This is a genomic window from Chryseolinea sp. T2 (assembly GCF_037203685.1).
Lineage (GTDB): Bacteria > Bacteroidota > Bacteroidia > Cytophagales > Cyclobacteriaceae > Chryseolinea.
On sequence record NZ_JBBCAU010000003.1, the window covers coordinates 857,897 to 883,197 of the forward strand.

At 46.7% G+C, this 25,301-nt stretch carries 24 protein-coding genes; 7 read left to right on the forward strand and 17 right to left on the reverse strand.

Translation table 11 applies throughout. From position 1 onward, the window contains the following. Positions 1 to 81 precede the first annotated feature (81 nt). From porN to WBG78_RS13510, 7 genes are all read right to left on the reverse strand, one after another. Positions 82 to 993 carry a type IX secretion system ring protein PorN/GldN gene (porN, locus tag WBG78_RS13480; RefSeq protein ID WP_337326950.1) on the reverse strand — a complete coding sequence of 304 codons (912 nt, stop codon included), beginning with the start codon at positions 991 to 993 and terminating at the stop codon, positions 82 to 84. 3 nt (positions 994 to 996) lie between these two features. Continuing rightward, entirely contained in the window at positions 997 to 2,592 is a 1,596-nt protein-coding gene (gene porM, locus WBG78_RS13485; protein ID WP_337326951.1) for a type IX secretion system motor protein PorM/GldM, read from the reverse strand. A gap of 53 nt (positions 2,593 to 2,645) precedes the next feature. After that, on the reverse strand, positions 2,646 to 3,467 hold the full coding sequence (porL, locus tag WBG78_RS13490; protein WP_337326952.1) for a type IX secretion system motor protein PorL/GldL: 822 nt from the start codon (positions 3,465 to 3,467) through the stop codon (positions 2,646 to 2,648). A 61-nt stretch (positions 3,468 to 3,528) separates the two neighbouring features. Further along, positions 3,529 to 4,614, reverse strand: coding sequence for a type IX secretion system lipoprotein PorK/GldK (gene porK / locus WBG78_RS13495; RefSeq protein ID WP_443092780.1), 1,086 nt, complete (start codon positions 4,612 to 4,614; stop codon positions 3,529 to 3,531). Positions 4,615 to 4,739: 125 nt separating this feature from the next. Further along, complete coding sequence (locus WBG78_RS13500; RefSeq protein ID WP_337326953.1) at positions 4,740 to 5,690, reverse strand: PorP/SprF family type IX secretion system membrane protein; 951 nt, start codon at positions 5,688 to 5,690, stop codon at positions 4,740 to 4,742. A gap of 111 nt (positions 5,691 to 5,801) precedes the next feature. Next, positions 5,802 to 6,578 (reverse strand): uroporphyrinogen-III synthase, encoded by a 777-nt coding sequence (locus tag WBG78_RS13505; protein WP_337326954.1) that lies wholly within the window; start codon positions 6,576 to 6,578, stop codon positions 5,802 to 5,804. Between the two features lie 18 nt (positions 6,579 to 6,596). Then, on the reverse strand, positions 6,597 to 7,703 hold the full coding sequence (locus WBG78_RS13510) for a DUF4271 domain-containing protein (RefSeq protein ID WP_337326955.1): 1,107 nt from the start codon (positions 7,701 to 7,703) through the stop codon (positions 6,597 to 6,599). 188 nt (positions 7,704 to 7,891) lie between these two features. Here WBG78_RS13510 and hemW point away from each other — a divergent pair, with 188 nt between their 5' ends. Both hemW and WBG78_RS13520 read left to right on the forward strand, forming a co-directional pair. Then, positions 7,892 to 9,058, forward strand: a complete 1,167-nt coding sequence (hemW, locus tag WBG78_RS13515; protein WP_337326956.1) for a radical SAM family heme chaperone HemW — start codon at positions 7,892 to 7,894, stop codon at positions 9,056 to 9,058. 51 nt (positions 9,059 to 9,109) lie between these two features. Then, positions 9,110 to 9,478, forward strand: coding sequence for a hypothetical protein (locus tag WBG78_RS13520; protein WP_337326957.1), 369 nt, complete (start codon positions 9,110 to 9,112; stop codon positions 9,476 to 9,478). Between the two features lie 311 nt (positions 9,479 to 9,789). On the opposite strand, the gene rho is transcribed toward WBG78_RS13520, so the two are convergent. Continuing rightward, positions 9,790 to 11,367, reverse strand: coding sequence for a transcription termination factor Rho (gene rho / locus WBG78_RS13525; RefSeq protein WP_337326958.1), 1,578 nt, complete (start codon positions 11,365 to 11,367; stop codon positions 9,790 to 9,792). Between the two features lie 275 nt (positions 11,368 to 11,642). On the opposite strand from rho, the gene serS reads away from it, so the two are divergent. From serS to WBG78_RS13540, 3 genes are all read left to right on the forward strand, one after another. Next, positions 11,643 to 12,917: a serine--tRNA ligase gene (serS, locus tag WBG78_RS13530; RefSeq protein ID WP_337326959.1), complete on the forward strand. Its 1,275-nt coding sequence runs from the start codon at positions 11,643 to 11,645 to the stop codon at positions 12,915 to 12,917. 21 nt (positions 12,918 to 12,938) lie between these two features. After that, positions 12,939 to 13,970, forward strand: a complete 1,032-nt coding sequence (locus WBG78_RS13535; RefSeq protein WP_337326960.1) for a nucleoid-associated protein — start codon at positions 12,939 to 12,941, stop codon at positions 13,968 to 13,970. 113 nt (positions 13,971 to 14,083) lie between these two features. Continuing rightward, positions 14,084 to 14,503 (forward strand): hypothetical protein, encoded by a 420-nt coding sequence (locus WBG78_RS13540; protein WP_337326961.1) that lies wholly within the window; start codon positions 14,084 to 14,086, stop codon positions 14,501 to 14,503. A gap of 524 nt (positions 14,504 to 15,027) precedes the next feature. Here the strand turns inward: WBG78_RS13540 and WBG78_RS13545 are convergent. From WBG78_RS13545 to dxs, 3 genes are all read right to left on the reverse strand, one after another. Next, positions 15,028 to 15,777, reverse strand: a complete 750-nt coding sequence (locus WBG78_RS13545) for a hypothetical protein (RefSeq protein ID WP_337326962.1) — start codon at positions 15,775 to 15,777, stop codon at positions 15,028 to 15,030. A gap of 160 nt (positions 15,778 to 15,937) precedes the next feature. Further along, positions 15,938 to 16,693, reverse strand: a complete 756-nt coding sequence (locus WBG78_RS13550) for an alpha/beta fold hydrolase (RefSeq protein WP_337326963.1) — start codon at positions 16,691 to 16,693, stop codon at positions 15,938 to 15,940. Next, on the reverse strand, positions 16,690 to 18,615 hold the full coding sequence (gene dxs / locus WBG78_RS13555) for a 1-deoxy-D-xylulose-5-phosphate synthase (protein ID WP_337326964.1): 1,926 nt from the start codon (positions 18,613 to 18,615) through the stop codon (positions 16,690 to 16,692). Before dxs ends, WBG78_RS13550 begins: the two co-directional genes overlap by 4 nt. Positions 18,616 to 18,745: 130 nt before the next feature. Between dxs and WBG78_RS13560 the strand changes: the two genes are divergently transcribed. Then, positions 18,746 to 19,558: a segregation and condensation protein A gene (locus tag WBG78_RS13560; protein ID WP_337326965.1), complete on the forward strand. Its 813-nt coding sequence runs from the start codon at positions 18,746 to 18,748 to the stop codon at positions 19,556 to 19,558. Positions 19,559 to 19,689: 131 nt separating this feature from the next. Here WBG78_RS13560 and WBG78_RS13565 read toward each other — a convergent pair whose 3' ends face one another. From WBG78_RS13565 to WBG78_RS13590, 6 genes are all read right to left on the reverse strand, one after another. Then, the gene (locus WBG78_RS13565; RefSeq protein ID WP_337326966.1) at positions 19,690 to 20,088 is read right to left on the reverse strand and encodes a YybH family protein; all 399 of its coding nucleotides are present in this window, start codon (positions 20,086 to 20,088) and stop codon (positions 19,690 to 19,692) included. Between the two features lie 235 nt (positions 20,089 to 20,323). Further along, positions 20,324 to 21,037 (reverse strand): sensor histidine kinase, encoded by a 714-nt coding sequence (locus tag WBG78_RS13570; protein WP_337326967.1) that lies wholly within the window; start codon positions 21,035 to 21,037, stop codon positions 20,324 to 20,326. Between the two features lie 7 nt (positions 21,038 to 21,044). After that, positions 21,045 to 21,740: a hypothetical protein gene (locus tag WBG78_RS13575; protein ID WP_337326968.1), complete on the reverse strand. Its 696-nt coding sequence runs from the start codon at positions 21,738 to 21,740 to the stop codon at positions 21,045 to 21,047. Between the two features lie 6 nt (positions 21,741 to 21,746). Beyond that, positions 21,747 to 23,120 (reverse strand): sigma-54-dependent transcriptional regulator, encoded by a 1,374-nt coding sequence (locus tag WBG78_RS13580; protein ID WP_337326969.1) that lies wholly within the window; start codon positions 23,118 to 23,120, stop codon positions 21,747 to 21,749. Between the two features lie 152 nt (positions 23,121 to 23,272). Next, the gene (locus WBG78_RS13585; protein ID WP_337326970.1) at positions 23,273 to 23,986 is read right to left on the reverse strand and encodes a hypothetical protein; all 714 of its coding nucleotides are present in this window, start codon (positions 23,984 to 23,986) and stop codon (positions 23,273 to 23,275) included. A gap of 150 nt (positions 23,987 to 24,136) precedes the next feature. Beyond that, positions 24,137 to 24,622, reverse strand: a complete 486-nt coding sequence (locus WBG78_RS13590) for an ABC transporter permease (protein ID WP_337326971.1) — start codon at positions 24,620 to 24,622, stop codon at positions 24,137 to 24,139. A 362-nt stretch (positions 24,623 to 24,984) separates the two neighbouring features. On the opposite strand from WBG78_RS13590, the gene WBG78_RS13595 reads away from it, so the two are divergent. Next, complete coding sequence (locus WBG78_RS13595) at positions 24,985 to 25,260, forward strand: hypothetical protein (protein WP_337326972.1); 276 nt, start codon at positions 24,985 to 24,987, stop codon at positions 25,258 to 25,260. The last annotated feature ends 41 nt before the right edge of the window (positions 25,261 to 25,301 follow it).

Consider the following 25,301-nt stretch of genomic DNA (forward strand, 5'->3'; position numbering starts at 1 on the left):
AACATATCAACCAATCACCAAATAAAAAGGGCTGCTCTTTCGAGACAGCCCTTCTATTATCAAAAAGCAAGAGAATAATTCTTAGAACTCCCAGAGGTTGTGCTCTTTTTCCATGAGCATCATCTCTGTCCACTCCCGTGCCCAAACACTTTCGTAGTACGGTCTGCCGTTAGCAGAGTAAGTGTCTGTGATCGTTTCGTCGTCAGGATTCTGGATCTTGTAGATCGTACCCTGGAAGAGGCGGAGCAAAATGGCATCTGCAAAGTTTTTGTTCTGCGCAGTGTTTTGGCGGTTAAACCAAACAGCCTTTGGAATATTGTTCCGGAACAACTTCTCGAGGTCCTTGTACTTGAACCAACCTAATGACAGGTCGATGTTAGTAGTAGTCTTAGCACCTGGGATAAGGATCTCCACACCCTGAATGTCATAGTAGAGGCGTGATCTTCTTCTGTCGAAGATCACATCTTCCATGAGGTGAAGAGTGCTCATATCGTTCGTTGCATAATTCAAGCTACTTCCCTGGGTAGTTGATGCCCAATAGTCGGTTGCATCCTCGCTGGGAGTAACGCCACGGCTATCTGCCACAGCGCGCCAGTTTTTTCCATTGTATGCCACTGGATCATCAGTGAAATAATCCTTTGCAGGATCCCAGGCTTCGTACGTCTGACCTTGCTCCTGTACCAGACGCTGAAGGAATTCATCCTTAGCGATCTTTACTGACAGTGAGTCATCTCTATAGATGTCGGTCAGCTCACCGGAACGAACGGCGTCGATGATGAGCTTGGTGATCTCGCCGTTCTTGGCAAAGAACCCTTTGTTTTGTTTTTCCTTGAGATCTATGTTTCTCCACACGCGCACTTTGTAGTGCTGCTCGTACACCGGGATGGGATTCAGGGAGTTAGGATTGTACTGGATTTCCAGATCCTGAACTTCCTGCGCCAGCACGGAGCCGAACGCTGCAGAGAACAATACAATGAAAAGTGATTTTTTCATCTCTTAGTTAATTGGAATGCTAATGATACCACTTGATCCGGTGACAGTCACCTTCTCTTCTTCATCCTGGTACGTCTTACGAACAACATCTTTGATGTCGATTACGATACGGTCACCAGGTCTCGCCTGATTTGTCCATGCACGCAGGTCAGGGTTTTCATTGTTTGCTTGCATACGCTGCACACCTGCAGTACCACGACCGAGGATAACCTCAGCACGTTTGATACGGTAGCGAGCGTCTTTAGGAACTTCTTCCTTAAAGTTAGCCTCCGGATCAGCAGAGAAACGCAAGTTTGCAATCTGGTTAGCCTTGATACCATTACGCAGGTCAACTGGAGTGTTACCCAGATAAGCTACATAACGGGGAGCAGGAACGTTCTTCACATCAAAACCTTGAGAACCGATGTTCATACCGCCGTTATTCACAGCAATAGAGATCTTACGTTGCTTAGGAATGATAGTCACTTTTCCTGGCTTGTCGCCCTTTATAATCTCAGCACCGCCTGCCGCATTGAACGAAGGATTGTAGTCCGTGCCCAATGTTGGTACTTCGATGTTTACAGTGTTACCACAGTTCATGTAAAGAGTCGGTGCGTTACCGGTCGTTACTTTGATTGTAGGCTGCGCTACGAAGTACTCGATGTTCTGAGTAAACGTCTGGCCCTTCACTTTAATCTCTGCTTTGAAAGATTTCTTTGCAAGACCGTGAGCATCGTATCCACCGCCCTGAGCCGTGAATTCAACTTTACCCATCGTTACACCAGAAGCATCTGCAACAGTCGGCAGTTTAGCGCCGTCTTTGAAGAAGTCAGACTGCAAAGCAGTTGATGAACCAGTGAGGAACATTTGAGCTTCGTACTTAGCACCGGCTGCAACTGTCGATGACTTTGCACGCACCATAGGGATGAACTGGTCGAAGCTAATGCGGTTTGCACCTGCATCTTTCGCGAGTTTATCCAAAGCACGAGCTTCCAGGTCCAACACTTCAGTTTGTGCCTGAGTTACAGAGGCAAGAGCTGCGATTACTGGCGTGTTCTCGAAGGTGAACGTGAGGAAATCTTTTCTCACGTGGTCTTCGTCAGCTGCGAAGATTGGAATATCCTTCGGAGCCTTGGCGATCTTCTGAAATGGGGGTTCAGGTTTTGCCAGTTCGTTTACTTGCTTCACATAGTCATTAAGCAATTTCTCATAGTTCTTACCTTCGGGCGAATTCACGTCGATCATCATCGTTGCCACTTTTGAGCTGTGGTCATTGATGAGTTTCTCGTCGATTTTATCCGTACCAGCTGTCGTCATCATCTTTTTCTTAAGACCGTCGATAGCTGCTATTGTATTCTTGGTAAGCTCCCGTACTTTTTCTGCGTTTGCCTTTGCCGCGAGAACGTTAGCATCCTGGCTCTGACCAGCATCAGCGACGATGCCTTGCAGAATCTGATTGCTCTTCTTCTCTCCTTCGGTGATAAGGCTGCTGAGGGTCACGTTGATGATCGCGAATTTCTCGAGTACCGCGTTGCTGACCTGGAGCGCGAGGAGCGCGGTCAACACCAGGTACATCATCCCGATCATTTTCTGACGCGGAGTTTCTTTTCCACCTGCCATTTGTAAATACCTTTTTTAGAGTTTAAAAAGTTAACGTTAGTAAACAGGTTTCATTATGCCTGGCCGCCACCTTTCATGGCTGTAAGCATGCTGCCGTATACTTTGTTCAGTGAAGTCAGGTTATCAGTAAGCTTACCGAGCTCAGTTGTGAACTTCGCAGTGTTGTCACCAACCTTAGAAAGTCCGTTCATAGCTCCAGTGAGGCTTTCGTAGAACTTGTTCATGTTCTTCACGTGGCTATCTGCATCCTTCAGTTCCATTTCGTAAACTGAGTTCAAAGCAGCCAGGTTCTTAGTAACCTTCTGAACTTGTGAGTGGTACTCACCTGCATCTTTAGATGCATCAGACATGCTCGATACAGCCTTGATAGCAGTATCATATGACTTATTCATTTCGAGAAGTTGCGTAGAAGCCTTCTTCACGTTATTAGCGTAGTCGTTAGTTGCTACTGCTGCGTCAGAAAGTGATCCCATCTTCTTAGCAGACTCAGCAAGGTTGTTCAAACCTTTTCCGAGGCTATCCAACAATTCAGGGCCGATCTTCGCTTTTTCCAAAGATGCATCCAACTGAGCTGTCAGTGAAGGACCATTTGACTTGTTCGATACTCGGGTAGGAACTGTCGGGCCTTCGTAATCTTCGCCAAGCTCAGGATATACCTTTGACCAATCTGGCTCCTGGTGTGGTGGTTCAAACGCGCTCAGGAAGAAGATGATCGCTTCAGTTGTAAGACCGATGAACAACATCTGATCAGCACCTTCATAGTGAAGGATCTTAAACAACGCACCGATGATAACAACCGCTGCTCCGATACCATACACCTTCGGCATGATGGTCTTATAGAGTAATTCAACGAAGCCGCCTTTTTTCTTGCTCATTGTAGTAATGGTTTAGTTTGCCTTTTGATATGTAAAAAAATTGTGTGTGTGTAGTCAAAGTTTAAAATTCAGATCCAGATGAGCGACCCAAGTGCGTCATAGCGCATCTAAATCCGATGTAGGCACGTGTAGAGTCTTTGAATTCATAAGTACGTGTGCCAGTCTCCAGGTAATAAGCCACGTCCTTCCATGAACCACCACGAACGACCTTCTTAGGTGGTACTTTAGGATTGTATTTTGAGCTCTCCGGATTAGTCCGGGGATCGATGTATTGCGGGTTCAAATCCCAAACAGTAGGAACCGATGCAGGGTTGAAATCGTCGAGGCACCATTCAGAAACGTTACCTGACATATCATACAGTCCGTAGTCGTTAGGGAAATAAGCTTGTGCAGGTGAAGTGTAAGCAAAGCCGTCGTCGTAGAAGTTACCGCGTCCAGGCTTGAAGTTGGCAAGCATACAACCTTTTGAGTTACGGATGTAAGGGTTACCCCATGGATACTTCGCCATGTCGCGGCCGCCGCGTGCTGCGTATTCCCATTCAGCTTCAGAAGGGAGACGGAATGCAGGCATCGGGAAGTCACCAACGCTCTTGCGATAGTCGTTAAGATAAGCAGTTCTCCACTGACCGAAGAATACGGCTGCATCCCAGTTTACACCGACAACAGGATACTGATCGTAGCCAGGGTGCCAGTAGTAATAGTCTTGAATAGGATCACCCATGTGGTGAGCGAAATCGCGTACCCACGATGCAGTATCGGGATAATACTTCTGACGGAATGTTTCAGCGTCTACGGTTTCGAAACCTTCGATGCTTCCGTTATCAACCAGGAAGAAGTTAGTGAACTGACGATACTCATTGTTTGTGATTTCGGTGTCGTCCATGAAGAACGGACCGATCGTTACCTGCTTGTTGAAGTTGATCTGCGTAGAAGCAGGATCTTCATCGGCCTGTCCCATGTGGAACGTTCCGGCGGGGATCGGAACCATACCATAAGGAATGGTCATGACCCAACCTTCACGTCCTGACACACCGACCAGCTCTCCGGAGTCTCCTCCTTTTTTGCCGCCCAGGCCAAGCAATCCGCAGGCACTGGCAAGAGCACCCGTCATGACCAACAATAATTTTGAAACAACCGACTTATTCATACAGAATTCTAAGTTTTCTTTTTTTAAAAAATGCGGTTTTTAAACCCTCTCAAATGATTGACTTAGTAAGTGAGAAACGATCAGCAAATTCGTTAAAACAGTCCGAATCCCCCAGATTTTGTCGCTTAGTGCCTATACCTTGGGGTCCGAACGACTTTTTTGCCGCCTTTCACGCTGACCGGAAGGTCGTAACTAAGCATGAACTCCATTGAAAAATTTTCTTTAGCGGCCTGGTCCTTCACAATAAAATCTACTGCAGCGCCCAATTTCAGTGATTTGTCCTTGAGCAAAGAGTATCCCAACAGCAGACTGGCAGCCTCGGATTGTCTAAACGCTAATCCGCCGTACATCGTATCTTTTATGTGTGCAATTCCTGCAACATCGAACTGATATTTGTTCAGATCGGTTCTAACGGCGGCTGTAAACTGGAGTTTCAAGTCAAAGCTAACTTCGTAGAAATAACCACCTGTAAGATTGATATGATTTTCAAGAGCACCGCGGGTGCTGTCTTGTCCGAAGTCAAATTCGGAGCGCAGGAGGTGGTTGAATCCGATACCTGCATAATATTTTTCGGCGCGATAGAATAGTCCGGCACCCAGGTCGGGGCGGACTTGAGATTCCTTCCCTTCTGTAACGAGAGGGTCAGGGTTCTGAATGGCTCTGTACTTTGAGCCATCGATAGTTTGTGAGTAGAAGCCTAACTTAATTGCAAAGCTCAGTTTTGATTCTTTGATGCCGAGGTGATAGGCATACATGAGCTGAGCTTCAAGATTGTTCACTGGTCCGAGTCTGTCATTCAACACATAGGCACCAATACCACTGTGAAGTTTAAACATCGGAGCATTGAATGACACCATTGATGTCGTTGGAGCACCACCGTCGCCAAAGCTTGATTGATAACCGAGCCATTGTTGGCGATGTACAGCTGTGAACCGAGTCACTCCATCAACACCAGCATATGCAGGTGTCATATACAGGTTGTTAAACATGTATTGAGTGAATAGCGGATCCTGCTGTGCAAATGCGCTAACTCCGGGGTAGAGGAGCGCGAGCATATAAAAAATCCTTTTCAGCATTAAGTCAAAAAAGTAGGATACGAAGTAAACCTTTTTTTACGACACTTTCAACTGATGTAAGTTGAAGTGTAATAAAATAGATCACTTTCTAAAATTCAATAAATGAAGCAGTTACTTAATGCCGTTCGCCTTCTTAATATACAATTCCAGCGCTCCGGTCATGGAGGGAGCATTGGGCAGAGGAGCCTCAATATCAAGGATTAAACCCGCCGCAACGGCTGCCTTGGCGGTTGTTGGGCCAAATACAGCTATCCGCGTATTGTTTTGCTTGAATTCCGGAAAGTTTACGAACAGTGAATTGATACCTGAAGGGCTGAAAAATGCCAGGATGTCGTAAAACACTTCTTTCAGGTCAGATAGGTCAGAAGCAACGGTATGATAAATGATTGCTTCCGTGTAGTTGTATCCCCCGTCTTTGAGGAAATCCGGAATGTCATTTTTCCTGATATCCGAACAAGGGAAAAGATATTTCTCGTTTTTATGCTTCTTAAGAATCTCAAGAAGGTCTTGCGCTGTTTTCAGACCTGTGAAGATCTTGCGCTTGCGAATCACAATGTATTTCTGAAGGTAATTGGACGTCTGCTCCGAAATACAAAAGTATTTCATCTCGGGAGGCATCTCGAGCTTCAATTCCTTGCAGATATGAAAGAAATGATCAACGGCGTTACGGCTGGTAAAAATGATAGCCGTATGGTTGAGTATATCTATCTTTTGTTTTCTGAATTCTTTTACCGGCACCGGCTCAACCTGGATAAACGGCCTGAAATCAATTTTAAGATTGAATTTCTCAGCAAGCTTCAGGTAAGGAGAGTTGGTGTCGGCTGGTGCTTCCTGGGTCACGAGGATACTCTTTACTTTTCGCATCCTGTCAGTAGCTATTTCACTCATCACGTAAAGAATTCAGGGCTAGTAATAAAGAACCTTGACAGTAATCAGAAAGGGAATTAATTCTGTGGCACAAATGTACGAAAATAAATGGAACATAGAATGCTGTAGTTGCCGCTGCAGCTTTAAAATGATCAGCACCATCCATCCGGCGAACACCCAGGCGATCGCATGCAGAAGGAAATCATAGAATCCTTCACGTGTTCCACGAGTGATAAAGTAGAAGAACACGATCACTGTCAACACACCAAATACTCCTACGAGAAGCCGTACCCAGTTGAAAAAATGTACACTGCCCACTTCCTTCATTCCGAAGACGTACGACAGCCCGTAAACCATCACGATCTTTCCGAAAAACAACGCAAGGACTATCAGACTTAGTTCTCCCCACTCGAGGATAGCATCCCAAAATGTGGTGGGCTGAAAATACAGTGCTGTAGGATATTCGTGTGGCAGGAAATGATAGACAATCATCAGAAAATAGCCCAGCATCAGACTGCTATAGGCGTAAAAAAGAATGTTAATACTGTTGGTAATCCGTGACTTTGACGGGCCATCTTCCGCTTCACGCAGAGAAAATATTTTGGAAATAGAAAAATAATCAGAAGCCAGCTTGGGGTTAAGCTTGATGATCGTAATAATCATCACCAACAGCACCATGATGCCAATAATGGCGAAGTCGCGGAACGCCGAATAATTTGGAGTAAGAGTCTCACCAAAACTCGGGTTTGTCTTTAAGGCGATGACTGATGTCTTGAGGCCATCCACGTTAATTGGTTGCTGATGAACTGCGAGTTGCAATAACGTCGTTCCATAGCGTGAGGCCAGGCTATCGATGTTTAGCAAATGGGGAACCTTCGACTGGACTGAAAGCTGGCCATTTATGAAGATACTGTACCTGGAAGGGCTCGAAACCTTCAGATGCATTCCTGAAAATGCGGCGGCATCGAGTTTAAAATAAACGGTTGTTACTATGCCGTGTGCGTTCCCGTAGGGCACGTACTGGCCTTCATGGAAAACCATCCAATCGTTGTGCAGGTCCTTGACAAGCGCATTGCCCTGGGCTTTGGCTGAATGATTTAGGGGGACTGCAAAAAATAGCAACAGTGCGTAGAAGACAGCCTTCATAAAATAGTTGCTGCAAAAGTATCAGATTCCATCATGATATCCGAAATACGGAAGTCTGTCGGCTGAAATGGCAGCTATTTATGCTCAGGCTCCGTTCGAACGTATGTGCATGTCATAACATTTTCAAGGAGTTGGTTACGAAATGAAACAACAGGTATCTGTTTCGGCGGTTGTCATAACTGCAAGTTTTGATCAATCTTTGCGCCTACGTGGCTGGCATTTATATCCATATTCCCTTTTGCAGGCAGGCCTGCTTTTACTGCGACTTTCACTTTTCCACCAATCTACGACCCCGGGAGGACATGGTGAAAGCCATCGGGCACGAGCTGAGTTTGCGCAAGGACTACCTTAAGGGTTCGGCGATCCAGACGGTCTATTTTGGTGGTGGTACGCCTTCATTGCTTAGCCGGCAGGAACTTGAGCACATATTTAGTCAGCTGCATCAAAATTTTGCTATCGACAGTGATGCAGAAATCACACTTGAAGCCAATCCGGATGATCTGTCTGATGATGCCCTCACTCTTTACAAGGGCATTGGTATAAATCGCCTTAGCATTGGCATCCAGTCGTTCGACGACGCAGTTCTCAAATCCCTGAACCGCGCTCACAACGGTATGGCCGCCCGCTCCGGTGTTATGAGAGCCCAGGACAAAGGCTTTAATAACATCAGCATAGATCTTATCTATGCGATTCCACAGCAGGATATTGATCGCTGGGCAGAAAATGTTGGGGAAGCGATACGTCTTCAGCCACAGCACATTTCATCATACTCTCTCACAATCGAAGAAAAAACAATGTTCGGCAAATGGGCGAAGCAGGGTAAGTTCAAGACTGCTGATGATGATGTAGCTGCCGGCGAGCATGAGCGTCTGGTTGATCTGCTCAATGCGGCGGGTTTTGAGCATTACGAAGTATCCAATTTTGCACGCCCAGGCTACCGGTCGCGTCACAATACGAGCTATTGGCTGGGGAAACATTACCTCGGCATTGGTCCAGGAGCACATTCGTTCGACACTAATACACGTCAGTTTAATGTTAGCGACAACCGAAAATATATCAGCAGTCTTCAGCGCGATGAAATACCATCTACCATTGAGACCCTGAGTGCGCAGGACAAGCTGAACGAGTATCTGATGATCTCTCTTCGTACAAGCTGGGGCGTCGATCTCGCCCGGGTGCGTCACCAATTTTGTGTCAATCTTTCTGAAGATCGGAAGGATTATATCAGGAATCTTGAAAAAGAAGAGCTTGCAACCGTAACCGGCGAGATGCTTGTGCTGACACGCAAAGGTTTGTTACTGGCCGACGAAATTGCCATGAATCTTATCCCGTCAGGGTCACAACTACCGGGCTAGCCGTATTGATGCATGCGAAATGTTTGTATTTTCGCCCACTCCCTACCCAGAATGAAAACTATTGAGGAAAAAAAGGTTCACTTGCTGCTCAAGGCGGTGATCTTTCATTACCATGGTCTTGATGAAGAAGAAAGACTGGACCTTGCCAAGACAGCCGCAGAACTCAATGCCACTGAAGAATATCAATGGGCCATTGATTTCGTTGCCCTTGACTACCTCACAGCTTTTGACCGTGCCCGCGACTACATGAATGCCATCATCGGCGATTACAATCGTGAAAAGCGCATCGAACTCATCAACATGGTTTGGATGGCGAACAATCTTAAAGGCTATGTTACCGAAATGGAGGCAACGGCCATGCTGAAGCTTGCCAAGGATTGGAATGTACAGAAGGAGCTTATTGATCTCATCACGATTTAGTCCTGAGTCCTGAGTCTTAAGTCCTGAGTTTGGTTACTGGTCGCCTTAGTAATTAGGATGTTCTTTCAATCCAAGTGGTAGACGGCTTTAGTTAGTTGTTTCGGGTTAACCGCAAAATGTAAAACGCTGAATATAAAATGTAAAAGTTAAAAGTGGCCTCTAAATGCGGGTGACGAATTACCAGGCTGCGACACTTATAGATTCTGGTTCAGGCATTAATAAAGCACAAAGGGCTCGACTAAGTCGGGCCCTTTGCTTTTTATAGCTCGAAATTTCAATATCAACAGATCTTCAATCGATCTGGATAGTTGCTATCCATTCATTGACGCCAGGAACTCGTCGTTGTTGCGAGTACCCTTCATCTTACTTTGGAGGAATTCCATGGCTTCTACTGAATTCATGTCGGCCATGTACTTGCGCAGGATCCAAACACGCTGAAGTTCATCTTCGCGAAGGAGGAGATCCTCCCGTCTGGTACCTGATGCAGGAACATCAATAGCAGGATATACGCGACGGTTGGAAAGCTTGCGATCAAGCTGAAGTTCCATGTTACCCGTTCCTTTAAATTCTTCGAAGATAACTTCATCCATCTTGGAGCCTGTATCAATCAAAGCAGTTGCAATGATGGTAAGGGAACCACCGTTCTCGATCTTACGAGCTGCACCAAAGAAACGCTTGGGTTTATGCAGCGCGTTGGCATCCACACCACCGGAAAGGATCTTACCAGAAGAAGGAACCACGGTATTGTGTGCACGTGCCAAGCGAGTGAGAGAGTCGAGAAGGATCACGACATCATGACCACATTCAGTCATGCGTTTTGCCTTCTCAAGAATGATGGAAGCAACCTTCACGTGACGCTCAGCCTGTTCATCGAACGTAGAGGCTACTACCTCGGCGCGCACGCTGCGTGCCATGTCTGTAACTTCCTCAGGACGCTCGTCGATGAGTAACACGATGAGATAAACCTCAGGATGGTTTTCAGCGATGGCGTTGGCAATATTCTTCAACAACACCGTCTTACCTGTCTTAGGTTGAGCGACAATCATACCGCGTTGCCCTTTACCTATCGGCGAGAACAAGTCGAGAATACGAGTCGATAAATTATCATGAGTTGTGCTGAGCTTCAGCTTTTCATTCGGGAAGAGCGGAGTAAGGTACTCAAATGCTACGCGATCGCGGATCTCTTCTGTAGTCTTGCCGTTAACAGATTCGACCTTTAGCAACGCAAAGTACTTCTCCCCTTCTTTGGGTGGTCGGATGAGACCTTTCACAGTATCACCAGTCTTCAGACCAAACAATTTGATCTGTGAAGGCGACACATAAATATCGTCGGGGCTTGCCAGGTAGTTATAATCTGATGAACGCAGGAAGCCGTAGCCATCCTGCATGATTTCGAGGACGCCTTCATTGTTGATAGCTCCATCGAATTCGCGAATCGCTACACGGAAAGGCGTTTGACGCTCTTCGCGTTGAACTTCTGGTTTTGGCGGGCGAACCTGTTCTTCCTGTACTATTGATTCAGGCTCGGAGGCGCCATTTATTGCGCTGTTTGCAGGTGTATCGAAATTGATTTCGATAGAATCGATCATGTCGTCATTTGAAAAATCCGATTCAGCTTTAGGTGCTGGTGGAGGAGCGTTTGTTACGTTTTCACGACGACGGGGACGAAGTTTACGTTCTTCGGCGGGTTGGGGAGCTGAGACAACGGGTGTAGACAGAGCAGGTGCTTTTTTTTCGGGAGCAGAGTCCCCAGACACTGCTTGTTGATCAAGAATCTTGTAGATGATGTCCTGTTTCGAAAGCTTTTTGGCGTTTTTTACGCCCATCCCCTCCGCGATTTCCTTCAATTCTGAAAGAAGCCTGACATTCAGGTCGTCAATAGTGTACATGGTGAGTTAGAATGGATTGAAAAAATTGATGATGAATAATAAGGTTGAGTCAGCGCGTTGCTGAGTTACGTGAATAAATCGACTAACTAGAGAACAAAAAACGAACAGTAAAATTCCGGATTTTGATTCAAAGGCTTGAGATGAAGCCTGATTGACTGTACAAACATAGGCACATTTTTAACGATAATCAACACGTCAAATTATTTTTTATTGATCGAAAAAGGCCCTAAAGCATGCAAAAAAACTAATTTTAGCCTCTCAAATAAAACATTGGAATGCTACAGGTATCGATCATACGCGATCAATTGGACATAGTGCTGGACGGACTTGCCAAACGAAACTTTAAACAAGGCAAAGAGCTGCTGGACAATATTCTTGACAAAGACAACGCGCGGAAGGAGACGCAACGAAAGCTTGATGACTTAAAGGCAAAAGCAAATGCAGATGCCAAAAAGATCGGAGAGCTGATGAAGGCCGGCAAGGCAAGTGAAGCCAACGAGCTTAAAGCAGGAGTAGCGGGTTCAAAGGAACTCACCAAGACATTGGAATCTTCTTTGACAACGCTTGAGACGGAAGTGACTGAACTTCTTTATAAGATACCTAATGTACCTCATAAGAAGGTACCCGCCGGTGTTGGAGCCGACGACAATATTACGGTTCATACTCATGGTGACCTGCCAAACCTGGCTGCTGATGCTTTGCCTCACTGGGAACTCATCAAGAAGTACGACATCATAGATTTCGATCTCGGCAACAAAATATCGGGTGCTGGCTTTCCTGTTTACAAGGGGAAGGGCGCGAAGCTTCAGCGTGCACTGATCAATTACTTTCTCGACGAAGCTGAAAAGCAGGGATATAAAGAAGTGCAGCCTCCAATTGTTGTTAACGAGGCATCCGGCTACGCCACGGGACAGCTACCCGACAAAGAAGGCCAGATGTATTATATTGGAGAAGACGGACTTTACCTTATCCCTACTGCCGAAGTTCCTATTACAAATTTGTATCGCGACGTGATCGTTCCCGAAGCAGATCTCCCTGTAAAACATGCGGGCTACACGCCGTGTTTCCGCCGTGAGGCCGGGAGCTGGGGTGCGCACGTTCGCGGTCTCAACAGACTGCATCAATTCGACAAGGTAGAGATCGTCCAAATCACTAAGCCTGAGCAATCCTACAACGTCCTTGATGATATGTGTACTCATGTGCAGGGACTGCTTGAAAAGTTGCGTCTGCCTTATAGGAAATTGCTGCTTTGTGGTGGTGACATGGGTTTCAATTCGGCCTTAACATATGATATGGAGGTATTTGCTGCCGGGCAGAAGCGATGGCTGGAGGTCAGCTCGGTCAGTAACTTTGAAACTTTCCAGGCGAACCGGCTCAAATTAAGATACAAGAACGCGGATGGAAAGATCCAGCTGCTGCACACTTTAAATGGAAGTGCCCTTGCTCTTCCGCGCATCGTGGCGGCAATCCTGGAAAACAATCAGACGCCTAAGGGTATCGTTGTGCCTGATGTACTTATACCATATACGCGATTCGATATTATCGATTGATCGTATTCAACAATCCGGAGTATGATCAATTTCTCTCAAACCAGAATAGAAGGCCTGGCTGTACATGGTATCGGCAACCGGCTTAATGACGGAGTACTAAAACTGTCAGCCCATCCGTTGGATCTGGGCGGTGATCTTCTGCAATCTCTGATATGCCGATGGTTCTTCGCCCCCTTCCGCGATCCCTCGCGGTATACGTTTGGAGACGACGACCAGGGACAGTCACTGCTGGCAATGGCTAACTATGTTTTTGCGAATACCCCTTCGTTGCATGAGAATTCAACGATTATGGCGGAGCGCCTGTTCAACACAACCGAGCATCCCAACATCAAGCCCGGCGAATTGTATATGGGGTGCTTCTCAAACGTTGGCTATAACGATCAGATGTGTGATGCCATCGGTCTATTTAAGTCGGAGACCAAGGAAAATTTTCTCAAGGTTGAATCTTCGCGCAGCGACTTCAAAATGAGTGCTCACGAAGGCATAAGTATTAATAAGCTTGACAAAGGTTGCCTGATTCTTCGTGTCGAAGGCGAAACCAAGCCCGTAGTTCTGCTGGTCGATACCGCCAACAGATCTGATGCACGATTCTGGAAAGAAGACTTCCTTCGTTTGGTGCCCATGCAGGATGCCTTCAATCAAACGAAGAACTTCATGAGCATGACCAAGCAGTTTGTTGATGAAGAGATGCCGCAATCATTCAGTACCTCTAAAGCCGACAAGGCCGACATGCTTAATCGTTCCATGGACTTTTTCAAGTCGCATGAAACGTTCAACCAGGAAGAATTTGAATCAACAGTTCTGGGTGACGAAGCTGTGATTGAATCATTCAGAAACTATGGCAAGGAGTTCAATGAAGAACAGACCGTCGTTGATAACTTCGAGATCTCTGCCCAGGCTGTTAAGCGTCAGGCGCGGGTATTCAAAAGCGTTATCAAGCTCGACAAGAACTTTCACATTTACATCCACGGCAATCGCGATCTGATTGAGAAAGGATTCGATGAGATTGTTGGAAAGAACTATTACAAGGTTTTCTTCGACCAGGAAACCTGATTGAAGAACCGCATATCGCTCCAGTTAATTCACGGTTAAGTCTATAATTCACCTGCTACGGCTTAGTAGAAGATGAAAATCGGTGCTAATTTAGATTACCAATAAAAACCCCTATGGAAACTCAGACTTTTGGTGAACGTGTAAAAAGAACCGGCAAGAAAGTGCTACGCATTGTTATTATTTCCGTGATCGTCATTTTGACTATCACGTTCGGCTTCATGTACTGGGGTGTATACGAAGATGGCGTAATGGCCGGAAAGATATTGCGCGTAAGTGAGAAGGGAATGATGTTCAAGACGTATGAAGGAAAAATCAATCTTGAAACCTTTGGGGCGTTGCGAGAAGCTAGTCCCATAGCAGAGTCGTTCGATTTCTCAATTGAAAAGAGTGATGAGGCTCTTATAGCCGAATTGAAGAAAGTGTCCCTGACCGGGGAACGCGTGAACCTATACTTTGTGAAGCGCTATATGACGTTCCCCTGGCGTGGCGACACCAAGTACTTTGCCACGAAAGTGGAGAGGCTCGGAAAATAGGATCCCTCCAGCTTCAATAGTTCCCAGATAGGTTAAAGACAGGCACCTGGCGTTTGACATCGTCAGCAACACGGGGCCCAGGCCGCTATTAAAGCCGCCAAAGACATCCGTCATATATTTAAGTTCAGACTAATAACTGAAGGAGTAAACCCCGGGGCGCGGCTCCCAGGGCATGACGTGGTGCCCGGAACCCGATGATTAGTCCACTGATTCGAAAGGTCCCCAGGCGATTGTTCCCCCAAAGAACGGCCTTGTTGCGGTGGCAACAAGCGGCTAGCCTAACCAAAGCTGAACCTCAGCTAACAGCCAGGTGACCCCTCGAGTGCAGGATGAGTGCAGGATGAGTGTAGGATGAGTGTAGGATGAATTGTTGCGGTTGTACCGGAGGAGTGCAGAACAACGAGTTGCGGTTGCCAATGTGACTGTGGCCCGAGTCAAACCGCAAATCCGATACTAGTACCGCCATTAAGGTAACAAAAAAGGGGCCTAAGCCCCCTCTTTCAAATATTTTTAATGTTGCCAGCTTAAGCTGTGGCTGCTGAAGTCTCTTCGAATTTCTGAGATATCTTCAGGACGACAGTTTTCTTAGCCTTGTAACCGCAGTAGCCACACTGGAAGTGCTTCAGCAACTGACCTTCTTCGGATACACTTGGTGCCTTGAGGATTTCCTCGCGGACAACCTTAAATGTCTGATAGTTACACTCAGGGCACTGGAGCGCGTGCAGGTGACCAGAGTATCTTTCGATCTTTACGTAGCCAGTTTCTTCGTCCTTCCACACATCGTAGTCGACAGAGAAAACATTTTCTTCAGCCTGCATACCTTCGTCGAGGTATGCATCTTCTTCCTGTTCGCCAAGGAGTTTCATCGCCTTACCGGTCTTTGGAGAAATCCGTGGCTTGTAGCGCAGGGCCTTAAGGCGCTTCTCGATAAAGAAAGGGTAATAGAACTTTAACATGTTCTGGATGATCAGGGCCACAATCATACCCATCGCGAATGTTGTAAAACCGAGAACGAAGATCCAGAGCGTGCTTAGCTTCTGAATGTTGGAGTTAGCAATGAAGCAGCAACCCACAATAAGGATGATTGCAGCAACCCACAAGGTTTTGATTTCGCTACGGTTGATGTAGTCGTACTTGAGTTTTGCGTCAGTCATAGTGGCGAGGCGGATGACGTGGTAGAGAACGATCAGGATCGCTATCGCCCAGGCGGCGTATGCAATGTTTTTGGCCATCGCATTCCATGCGTCATAATTTTCGGTAGCAAATTCTTCCATGGTTCCGGATTGGTTATAAGGATTGTGAATATAGCAAAATTACGCCCCCTAAGCTAGTCTTAGTAGTTGTTGGGGTAGATTCTGAGTTAAATGGCTTAAAGTTATTAAACAAAAAGTTTAGTTGTGATACCCATCAATGGCCCGGAGGTAACTGGCCAAGTCATATTTTTTTCAAAAAATCCTTAATTCGTTCGGCCGCCCCTACCGGGTTCTCGACCATGCCCATATGGGCCACACCTTCCATTACATGAATTTCACACGTTTTACAACCTTCGGCTTGCTCATAAATGGAGGCAACGGGGATACCACTGTCTTTGGCGCCGGCGAGAAACAGTGTAGGTTTTTCGTATGTTCTGATTGTTTTGGTCCTGTCAGGACGGTCTCTCATGGCTTTTGCATAGCCTACAACGGTGCCCTTAACAGTCGTTGCCGCTATTTGTTTGATCCTTTCGATGTCAGCATGCTGCGGATCGGCGAAGAGGGGAGCGATGAAGTTGGTGGTGAATTCCTTCGCCCCGTTTCTGTTAACAAAGTCAATCACCTTGTTGCGTGATTCCTTTCTATCCGCGGAGTCGGCCAGGGCGGTTGAGTGAAAGAGGACGAGTCCATCGATCATTTCCGGTCGCTTTGCAACCATGGCGAGCGCCACATAGCCCCCCAGTGAGTGACCGATCACAACGGCATTCCGGAGCTTGTGTGTCTCCAGAAACGAGAGTACTTCAGAGGCAACATCGTCGAGTGTAAACCCTTCCGGAAGCAAATCGCTCTTGCCGAAGCCGGGAAGGTCGAGTGTTACGGTTGTATAGGAAGATATGAAATGATCGGAAAAGGTATCCCAGATTCCCTGATGCATCGGAAATCCGTGGAGAAAAATCAACGGCCGTCCCTGACCCCTGATCTTTGAAAAGATTCTCATCGCACCCTGGTTTCGGTGTTAAGCATCGCCATTACTGCGCGCTCGATTCCCTCTGCATCGAACCCTGTTTCATGATGAAGTTCGTGTTGTTCACCATGCTCGACCACCCGGTCGGGTATGCCCAGGCGCCGGACATTTGCATGATATTGATGATCGGCCATGAACTCCAGAATGGCACTACCGAAACCGCCCTGAATGCATCCATCCTCGACTGTAATGACACATGAGTAAATCGAAAATACTTCATGCAACAGCTCCTCATCCAGCGGTTTCGCGAAGCGCATGTCGTAGTGCCCGACATCGACGCCCTTCTTTGATAACCGTTCACAAGCAACAGCAGCAATGTTCCCAATGTGGCCAAGCGACAGAATGGCTAACTCCCGCCCTGTACGCAACCTGCGTCCAGTGCCGATTGCAATTTCTTCCATGGTTGTACGCCACTTGGGCATAACGCCCTGTCCTCTCGGATATCGTATAGAAAATGCTTTTCCTTTACGTGGAAGCTGCGCTGTATACATCAGGTTTCTCAACTCCGATTCATTCATCGGTGCAGAGACGATCATATTAGGTAAACAACGGAAATAAGCTATGTCGTACGCGCCATGATGGGTTGGCCCATCTGCCCCGGCGAATCCTGCGCGATCAAGGCAGAAGTTCACGGGAAGATTTTGAATGCAAACGTCATGAACAACCTGGTCGTACGCACGCTGCATGAAGGTGCTGTAAATGTTACAGAAAGGCACCAGCCCCTGCGTTGCAAGTCCCGCCGAGAAAGTCACGGCATGTTGTTCCGCGATACCCACGTCGATGGCGCGATCAGGCATTTCCTTCATCATTATATTTAATGATGAGCCCGACGGCATGGCGGGAGTAATACCGACAATCTTGTCGTTCGCCCGGGCCAATTCAACCAGGGTATGACCGAAGACGTCCTGATACTTAGGCGGCTGCGGTGTCTCGTACGTCTTGGTGTGGATCTCTCCCGTAATCTTATCGAAGGTGCCGGGAGCATGCCACGTTGTAGCATTGCCTTTTTCAGAAGGACCATAGCCTTTACCCTTCACGGTAATGCAATGGAGGATCTTCGGACCCTTGATATTTTTCAGATCGTTGAGGACAGTAACGAGATGGTTCACGTCGTGACCATCCACTGGTCCGAAATAACGAAGATTAAGAGATTCAAAAAGATTACTCTGGCTCAGCAAGGCTGCCTTGATCCCGGATTCAACCTTCGATACCACTTCCTGTGCGCTCTTTCCGAAAGATGAAAGCTTGCCCAGGACGTTCCATACGTCGTCCTTCAACTTGTTGTAGGCCCGGCTTGTGGTGATATCGGTCAGATAATCCTTAAGGGCACCGACATTGGGGTCGATGGCCATGCAATTATCATTTAGTATGATGAGCAGGTTGGTATCTGAAACGCCGGCATGATTGAGGCCTTCAAATGCCATTCCACCGGTTAGTGCGCCATCGCCAATAATGGCAATGTGCTGTTTATCTTCAAGTTTCTGATACTTGGAAGCGAAGGCCATGCCCAGTGCCGCCGAAATGGAAGTGGATGAATGGCCGGTGCCGAAGGTATCGTAAGGGCTTTCGCTGCGCTTGGGAAACCCTGATAGTCCCTGATAAAACCGGTTCGTGTGGAACTGATCTCTCCGTCCTGTCAGAATTTTATGTCCATAGGCCTGATGGCCTACATCCCAAACGAGCTGGTCGTAAGGAGTATTGAAAACGTGGTGCAATGCTACGGACAATTCCACGACGCCAAGACTGGCACCGAAGTGACCACCGTAAACAGATACGTTGTCAATTATAAAGTGTCGCAGTTCGTCGCAAAGCTGCACCAATTGCGCCTGGTCCAGTTTTTTCAAGTCGTCTGGACTGTTGATTTGCGCAAGTAATTTCCCTGGCGTTATGAGCATGTTGCGTATTCTAACAAACTACTGAATGTAAGGGATTTAGCCGTCACTTCCGCAACTGCTAAGCAACAAAGGTAGTTATTTCCACCGTGCCGGCAGTTTTTACGGGATTATTAAAATAAATTTGTGCCCCATGACAACAGCACCGGAGAACTTTGAGGTAAAGCTTCCTCTTTTTGAGGGTCCCTTCGACCTGCTACTCTTCTTCATCGAACGCGATGAACTGGATATCTATGATATTCCAATCTCGAAGATCACAAACGATTTTCTTGACTACGTACGTCAGATGGAGGAGCTGAACATCGAAGTAGCGAGTGAGTTCATTCTCGTAGCGGCTACCCTGATGCGCATCAAATCGAAGATGTTGTTACCACGACCTGTACTTGATGAACAAGGTAACGAGGTCGATCCCCGTGAAGAACTTGTAAAACACCTTCTCGAATACAAAAAGTATAAGTCTGTCGTCGACAGCTTCCACAAGATGGAAGAGGACGAACTATCGAAAGAAAAGCGCGGCAACCTTTATAAGGAACTGAAACAGCTGGCCGAGAATACGAATGTCGAAGCAGAATTGCAGGATGTTACTGTATTCAAACTGATGAACCTCTTTGAGCGCATTCTAAAGCGCCAGGCTGCAGAGAAGAACAAACCCGTGCACCAGGTTATCCAATATCCATACACTGTCGAGCAACAGAAGAAGGTTATCGTTGAAGCGCTCACTGCAAAGCCACGTATGGCATTCACAGAGATCCTGGAGATGTATCCTACCAGAATAGGATTGATCTTCAATTTCCTCGCTATTCTTGAGATGCTGGCACTGCAAATATTGACCATTCAGATCGGAGAAGGATATAGCAACTTCTGGATTTCAAAGGCAGAGAATGCACCTAAGCTCGGCGACACAGCAACTGAATTGAGCGACGGTTCGGATGAAAATATCCTTTGATCTGAATCTATTTCTGTGATTCTCTAATCGCGGCTGATTAAGATCTTAACGGGACAGAAAAGTCGAATACTTTATAAACAAACGAGGCCACCTGAAAAGTAGCCTCGTTTGTTTTTATAATCAGTTTGAATTCAGTTTTGGCTTACACTTGTGTTCCAGATGTCTTTATCAAGACGCCAGTTTCCTTTTTCCTTCTTCCAAACTACAATGTATTTTCCTCTGTCTAACGACTGGCCATCTTGTCCTCCCAGTTCGTATTCTCCGACTTCGATGGCAGTTTCGCCGAACTCATCAATTTGTCGGGTTGTGAGCTTAGCCGTTTTGATTCCCATTTCCATCACCATTTTCCAAAAGACACCGATAGCATTTTGGCCCTGCTGCGGCGGAGCTCCTGGTGGCATTAGTAACGCATCATGTGTGTAAAGCGATGCCATTCCGGTTGCATCGCCACTTGCGAATCGTTTTTCAAATTGCTGGTTCGCGCTCTTGATATCTTCCTGAACATCCGACGCGTTAACGAGTGTTGCCATAATGAGAAGGGTTAAAGTGAAAACTATAAATAGATGCTAAAATCCGAGGAAGGAGTTCTACCGAGTGGGTCGGTAATTAAATGTAGTGTAAAAATTAAGAATTAAGAATTAAGAGTTAAGAATTAGCCGCCGGCTATCCGCCGACTTTGTCACGACCGCGACGGTCGTGCATGTCCGACAGCCGTCAGGCTGGTGGCTAATTCTTAACTCTTAATTCTTAATTCTTAATTTCCCTTCAGTCCGCACAAGAGAAACTAACCGTAAACACACTTCCCCGTCCGGGAGAGGATCGAACAGTTATTTTGCCCTTTTGTTTCTGCATGATCTGCTGAGAAATACTCAGCCCTATTCCGGAGCCACTCTTCTTTGTTGAATAAAAGGGGACGAAGATTTGTTCAAGGTCATCAGAGTCGATGCCGCATCCGGAATCAGCTATGTGCACACTCACGAAGTGGGCGCCCTCCCTTTCAACGCTCATGGAAATCGTCTTACCTTCTTTGAAATTAGACATTGCCTCTATGGCGTTTTTGACGAGGTTAATAATTACCTGCATCGTCAGTATGCGATCTGCGTATATCGTACCCGTTACGTGATCGGGATGGGTGAAGGCAATGGTCTCACGTTGAAATTCCTGATCAAACAGTCTGCCTACTTCGCTGAGGATTTCATCCAGCCTTACCTTATCGATAACTGGTTCAGGCACCTGATTTACGCTTTTAAAGTTATGAACAAACTCTTTGAGGGAACGGCTTCGCTGATCGATGGTCTTCAGACTCTCGAGAATATCTGCCCGCTCCTGTTCCGTTAGTTTTCGCTTCTGCTGCTCGGCCTCTTCCACTAATTCATATATGTAAGATGATAACGTAGACAATGGAATAGCGGAATTGGATATCTCATGAGTCAAGACGCGCAACAGCTTCTGCCATGCTTCAGCTTCTTTGGCTATCAACTCGCTGCTAACGTCGGTAAAGGGCTACAAGTTTGAGTTTTGCGCCCTGGAAAACGAGATGTCGCGATGTAACCGACAGATAAAGAGATCTTCCCTTTTGCACGATCCTGAACGAGGATTTCTCACCGTCGGATATCTCGCGAAGAAATTCAGGCAACGAACGATCCACGCGCCACAGCGAATCGATCTTTTGAATGAAAGGAACCTGAAACAATGACTTCGCTGCGTCGTTAACGAGAAATACATCTTCCTCGCTTTCATGAAAGCAGATTAGCGGAACGGCCGCGTGTTCAACGATGACTTGCAGTAAATGGTGCTGGGATTCCTTTTCAGAGCGGAGGTTTTTGAAAGTATCATTCAATGAGTTGAACGCCTGATGAAGATCGTAATCATCGCTGGAACTGTTTTCCGGAAAGGTTACAGAAAAATCATTCTGACGCAGTGACTGGAGAAAGGCTGTAAGCTTTCGCTCAGACTGGTCGACATATCCGACTGTTGCATGGAACAGCCCGACCGTAGCGAGTGCTGTCCAGATGCCGGCAAGCCAGTATGGTGAGCCGAAAAAGAGATATCCTGTGAGACATCCCAATGAACAGATTGCAATGAGGCGAATCGCGATTTTATACCTCAGGGTTCGCTTAAGAGTTGTCCTGCTGTCAGCAGGCAATCGGGTTTTCAGGTCGACGACTGCATCACCTGCCATTGCTATTTAGTTTAGTCCATATTCATCCAACTTTCGATACAGGGTTGTTCGTCCGATTCCCAGTTCTTCGGACGTACGCGTAAGGTTACCGTTGCATTTCGCCAGCGCTTTACGAATCACGTCGCGTTCCACGTCGGAAAGGTTGAAGCTGTTAAGCTCGCTACCATTTGAGTTTGGCGAAACGTTTAGTTGAAAATCAGCCTCCGAAAGCACTTCGTTCCTCGTCATAATCACTGCTCTCTCAACGGCGTGCTGAAGCTCCCTGACATTTCCCGGCCAGTTGTAACGTATAAGCCGTTGTTTCAAACTTTCACCAATTGTGAGGCGTTTATTGTAATGTTTGCAATACTCATCAAGGTAATAGTGCGCCAATGCGATGATATCTTCTGATCGCTCGCGCAGTGGAGGCAATTGTATCTCCACTGTCTTAATGCGATAATAAAGATCCTGCCTGAACTGCCCCGTGCGAACGAGGTCGTTCAGTGTTGCATTGGTGGCGCAAATGACGCGAACATTCAACGGCAGAAGTTTGTTTGAACCGACGCGACTGACGAGCCTGCTTTGCAAAACTGACAATAACTTGACCTGCAATGCAGGAGTGAGATTTCCAATTTCGTCCAGGAACAGCGTACCGTTGTTGGCGAGCTCGAACTTCCCGATCCGTGTTTCGCGCGCGTCTGTAAAAGCTCCCTTTTCGTGACCGAACATCTCAGACTCAAACAATGTTGGTGGAATGGCTCCAAGGTCCACGGCGATGAATGCTTCATCAGCACGGTTTGAGCGATCATGAATCGCGTGCGCCACAAGTTCTTTGCCCGTTCCATTTTCACCCAGTATCAACACGTTTGCATCTGTTGCTGAAACCTGCTCTATGGCATTCAACACCGGCTCCATCGCAGGAGACGAAGCGATGAATGAATGCTGAGCGCGGTTCAAATGATGATTCATTGCTTTCTGACGAGTCTTTAATTCCCGGTTCTCTTTTCGCTCACGCGCTTGCTGGAAAGCATTTAACACAGTCGTCACCAGCTTCTCCTTATCCCAGGGTTTAGGAAGAAAATCAACCGCGCCTTCCTTAATGGATCGGACAGCCAGTTCGATATCACTGTAGGCAGTCTGCATGACCACCTGGGTATGGGGTGTTAACTGCCGGAGTCGGTTCATCCAGAAGATACCTTCATTGCCAGACGTTACCCCTGCTTTAAAGTTCATATCCAGTACTACCACATCATATTCACGCTGCTTCAATACTGACTCCATAGTTTTCGGCGATGCTAAGGTGTCGACAGTTTCAAAGTAATTCTTCAGGATCATTCTCGACGTCATGAGGACATGCTCATCGTCATCGAGTATCAGAATATTGCCGTTGTATTTTTTCATTTACTGATAAACCAATTTAGTTCGTTTTGAAAATAGTCACTGTGTCCGTTAGTGACAGGCGTTCGCTTAAATGTCAGATATGTATGACGGAGGTAATAAGACTCCATACCATCAAACGACCACCACAACTACTTTTACTGAAGATTGCAACATCAGTATGCTATTGATGCAAATCCTTTTTCAACGGACTGCAGCAAGCCAGAGTAACGCATTTCCCAGAGAACGGATTGGACAACCATAAGCAATGTTACGATCGCGTATGGTCTGAAATCCTTTTTCCTTGCAATGTCAACGATAAGGAAGCCGAACGCCACCAATGCGACGATGATCAAGGTTGACGTTACAATCAGCGGACCTGGCACGCCGAACCAGATTCCCATGATCCGGCCAAGGCCCGGTCCGATCATCATGATACCCGTTCCAATCATATAGCGCATGTGGTAAAAGGTTCGATGCCTGTTGCTGATAGCAAGCCCATAGAGTATGGCAAAGATGGGAATGCTGGGGACACTGAGCGCGATCTCCGCATAAGCATCGGGGAGTGTGTGCTCCTGAACATTCCGATGAAATACCATCTCAGAAACGAGATAGATGGACAACATGATCAAAGGCGCTATCACAAAGGAGGCACGACCCACCAGTTGATGAAGGTGATGTTTCCGGCTAGCAATAAAGAGGGGTTGCACGATCAGCATTCCCATCCACAGCAACATCATGAAGCCATGGAAGTGCTGAACGAAAAGAAATCCCTCGAAAGAAGGAAAAAAGACGGTGTAGGTTCGATGAAAGCCCCATAGCAGGATGAGAAGAATTACACACGAGATTACGCTCGATCGCGTATAGCTCGAGGGTTGAACGGTTTCCATATTATAATTTTAAAAAGGGTGTAACTGTTACTTGCTGCACCAACCGGTGACTAATATGCCAGACCAACCGGAGATCCAGCGCGCCGCCCCTTCAACACTCATTCAAAACAACTTGCCTCCTCAGCACTTTCTCAAATTGTGTCAGCACCCTCACTTGCTTCGAAGTGCTTTTACCGGGTTAGAGTTCGCGGTTCTATATGTGTGATAAATCACCGTTAACGCAGATATTAACATAGCAGATGCAAGTGGCACCATCACCGTGTCCAACCCCAATGAAATGCGGCTGGGATAATTTTGTAGCCAACTGTTGACGGACCACAAACCAAAGGGTATACTCATCAATGCAGCTGCCAATAGCAGTTTCAAATAGTCGCTTGCGAACAACCACATCAGGCTAAAAACGGAGGCACCCATCGTCTTGCGCACTCCAATTTCTTTCGAGCGAGTGTTTATGTTGTACAGATTCAATCCAAAGAGACCCATGCATGTAATCATTATACCTACTATTGCAAAGAATCCGAACACTCCAGCGAACTGACGCTCTTCCTTGTAGAAGGTATCAAAAAATTCATTAAGAAAGAAATAGTCGAAGGGCGCTCCAGGAAAGAGGCTCGTCCATTCCTTTCGGAGTTCCAACAGCGATGATGAAATTCCTTCGGCTTTAAGCTTGATCAGAAAATAATTGAAGTAACTCTAAGAAGCAACGGATCAATATTTTCAGATAGTTGAAGAGCATAAGAACGTGCCCGGTAATTCAAAGGGTGTGCCCCTGTGACAAAGTAAGTTTGGAAACGAATCAGGCCATTTCTGTTGGACGCAGTCGATCTGTTCGTTCTGAAATGGAACGTTTCATTGTTCCATTGTGATACAAGATGCATTTCAGTGCGTTTTGATTCAATCGCCGGAGTGAATATACCGTGGTTACGCTGCCAGGAACCCACGCCAAAAACCTTCGCAGTGGAACCTTCGGGAATTGTTTCTACAAAGTCGTACTCTAAGTGCGTCAGTCCGCATTTGATGCAATGCAGGAGCTTGTTGAATTCAACGATCAGTACCAGGGCATAAAGTTTGTCGGTTGTCTGACGAATCAACAATCCGATCGTATGGCAAAGAAAGAAACTTCCACAGAAAAAGCCCGGGACAAGATGAGACCCGATGAGGGACATGGCTCCAAGGGATCGTTTGGAAATGATGGCGACTTCAACAAAGCGAGTGATGACGATAAGAAGGCAAAGCGCAAAGCATCCATCGTAACGATTAAGGAGGCAAAATAAGATCGATTTGACATTCTGTTAAAGACTTGGTAGCAGGATCG

What these genes read in the sequence shown, in the direction of transcription:
- WBG78_RS13545 (WP_337326962.1), bottom strand. Translation starts at nt 15,777, where the DNA reads ATGGAAGAATTTGCTACCGAAAATTATGACGCATGGAATGCGATGGCC.
- serS (WP_337326959.1), top strand. Translation starts at nt 11,643, where the DNA reads ATGCTACAGGTATCGATCATACGCGATCAATTGGACATAGTGCTGGAC.
- porM (WP_337326951.1), bottom strand. Translation starts at nt 2,592, where the DNA reads ATGGCAGGTGGAAAAGAAACTCCGCGTCAGAAAATGATCGGGATGATG.
- dxs (WP_337326964.1), bottom strand. Translation starts at nt 18,615, where the DNA reads ATGCTCATAACGCCAGGGAAATTACTTGCGCAAATCAACAGTCCAGAC.
- porL (WP_337326952.1), bottom strand. Translation starts at nt 3,467, where the DNA reads ATGAGCAAGAAAAAAGGCGGCTTCGTTGAATTACTCTATAAGACCATC.
- WBG78_RS13535 (WP_337326960.1), top strand. Translation starts at nt 12,939, where the DNA reads ATGATCAATTTCTCTCAAACCAGAATAGAAGGCCTGGCTGTACATGGT.
- WBG78_RS13580 (WP_337326969.1), bottom strand. Translation starts at nt 23,120, where the DNA reads ATGAAAAAATACAACGGCAATATTCTGATACTCGATGACGATGAGCAT.
- WBG78_RS13540 (WP_337326961.1), top strand. Translation starts at nt 14,084, where the DNA reads ATGGAAACTCAGACTTTTGGTGAACGTGTAAAAAGAACCGGCAAGAAA.
- WBG78_RS13510 (WP_337326955.1), bottom strand. Translation starts at nt 7,703, where the DNA reads ATGAAGGCTGTCTTCTACGCACTGTTGCTATTTTTTGCAGTCCCCCTA.
- WBG78_RS13560 (WP_337326965.1), top strand. Translation starts at nt 18,746, where the DNA reads ATGACAACAGCACCGGAGAACTTTGAGGTAAAGCTTCCTCTTTTTGAG.
- porK (WP_443092780.1), bottom strand. Translation starts at nt 4,614, where the DNA reads ATGAATAAGTCGGTTGTTTCAAAATTATTGTTGGTCATGACGGGTGCT.
- WBG78_RS13565 (WP_337326966.1), bottom strand. Translation starts at nt 20,088, where the DNA reads ATGGCAACACTCGTTAACGCGTCGGATGTTCAGGAAGATATCAAGAGC.
- WBG78_RS13585 (WP_337326970.1), bottom strand. Translation starts at nt 23,986, where the DNA reads ATGGAAACCGTTCAACCCTCGAGCTATACGCGATCGAGCGTAATCTCG.
- rho (WP_337326958.1), bottom strand. Translation starts at nt 11,367, where the DNA reads ATGTACACTATTGACGACCTGAATGTCAGGCTTCTTTCAGAATTGAAG.
- WBG78_RS13575 (WP_337326968.1), bottom strand. Translation starts at nt 21,740, where the DNA reads ATGGCAGGTGATGCAGTCGTCGACCTGAAAACCCGATTGCCTGCTGAC.
- porN (WP_337326950.1), bottom strand. Translation starts at nt 993, where the DNA reads ATGAAAAAATCACTTTTCATTGTATTGTTCTCTGCAGCGTTCGGCTCC.
- WBG78_RS13520 (WP_337326957.1), top strand. Translation starts at nt 9,110, where the DNA reads ATGAAAACTATTGAGGAAAAAAAGGTTCACTTGCTGCTCAAGGCGGTG.
- WBG78_RS13550 (WP_337326963.1), bottom strand. Translation starts at nt 16,693, where the DNA reads ATGAGAATCTTTTCAAAGATCAGGGGTCAGGGACGGCCGTTGATTTTT.
- WBG78_RS13505 (WP_337326954.1), bottom strand. Translation starts at nt 6,578, where the DNA reads ATGAGTGAAATAGCTACTGACAGGATGCGAAAAGTAAAGAGTATCCTC.
- WBG78_RS13500 (WP_337326953.1), bottom strand. Translation starts at nt 5,690, where the DNA reads ATGCTGAAAAGGATTTTTTATATGCTCGCGCTCCTCTACCCCGGAGTT.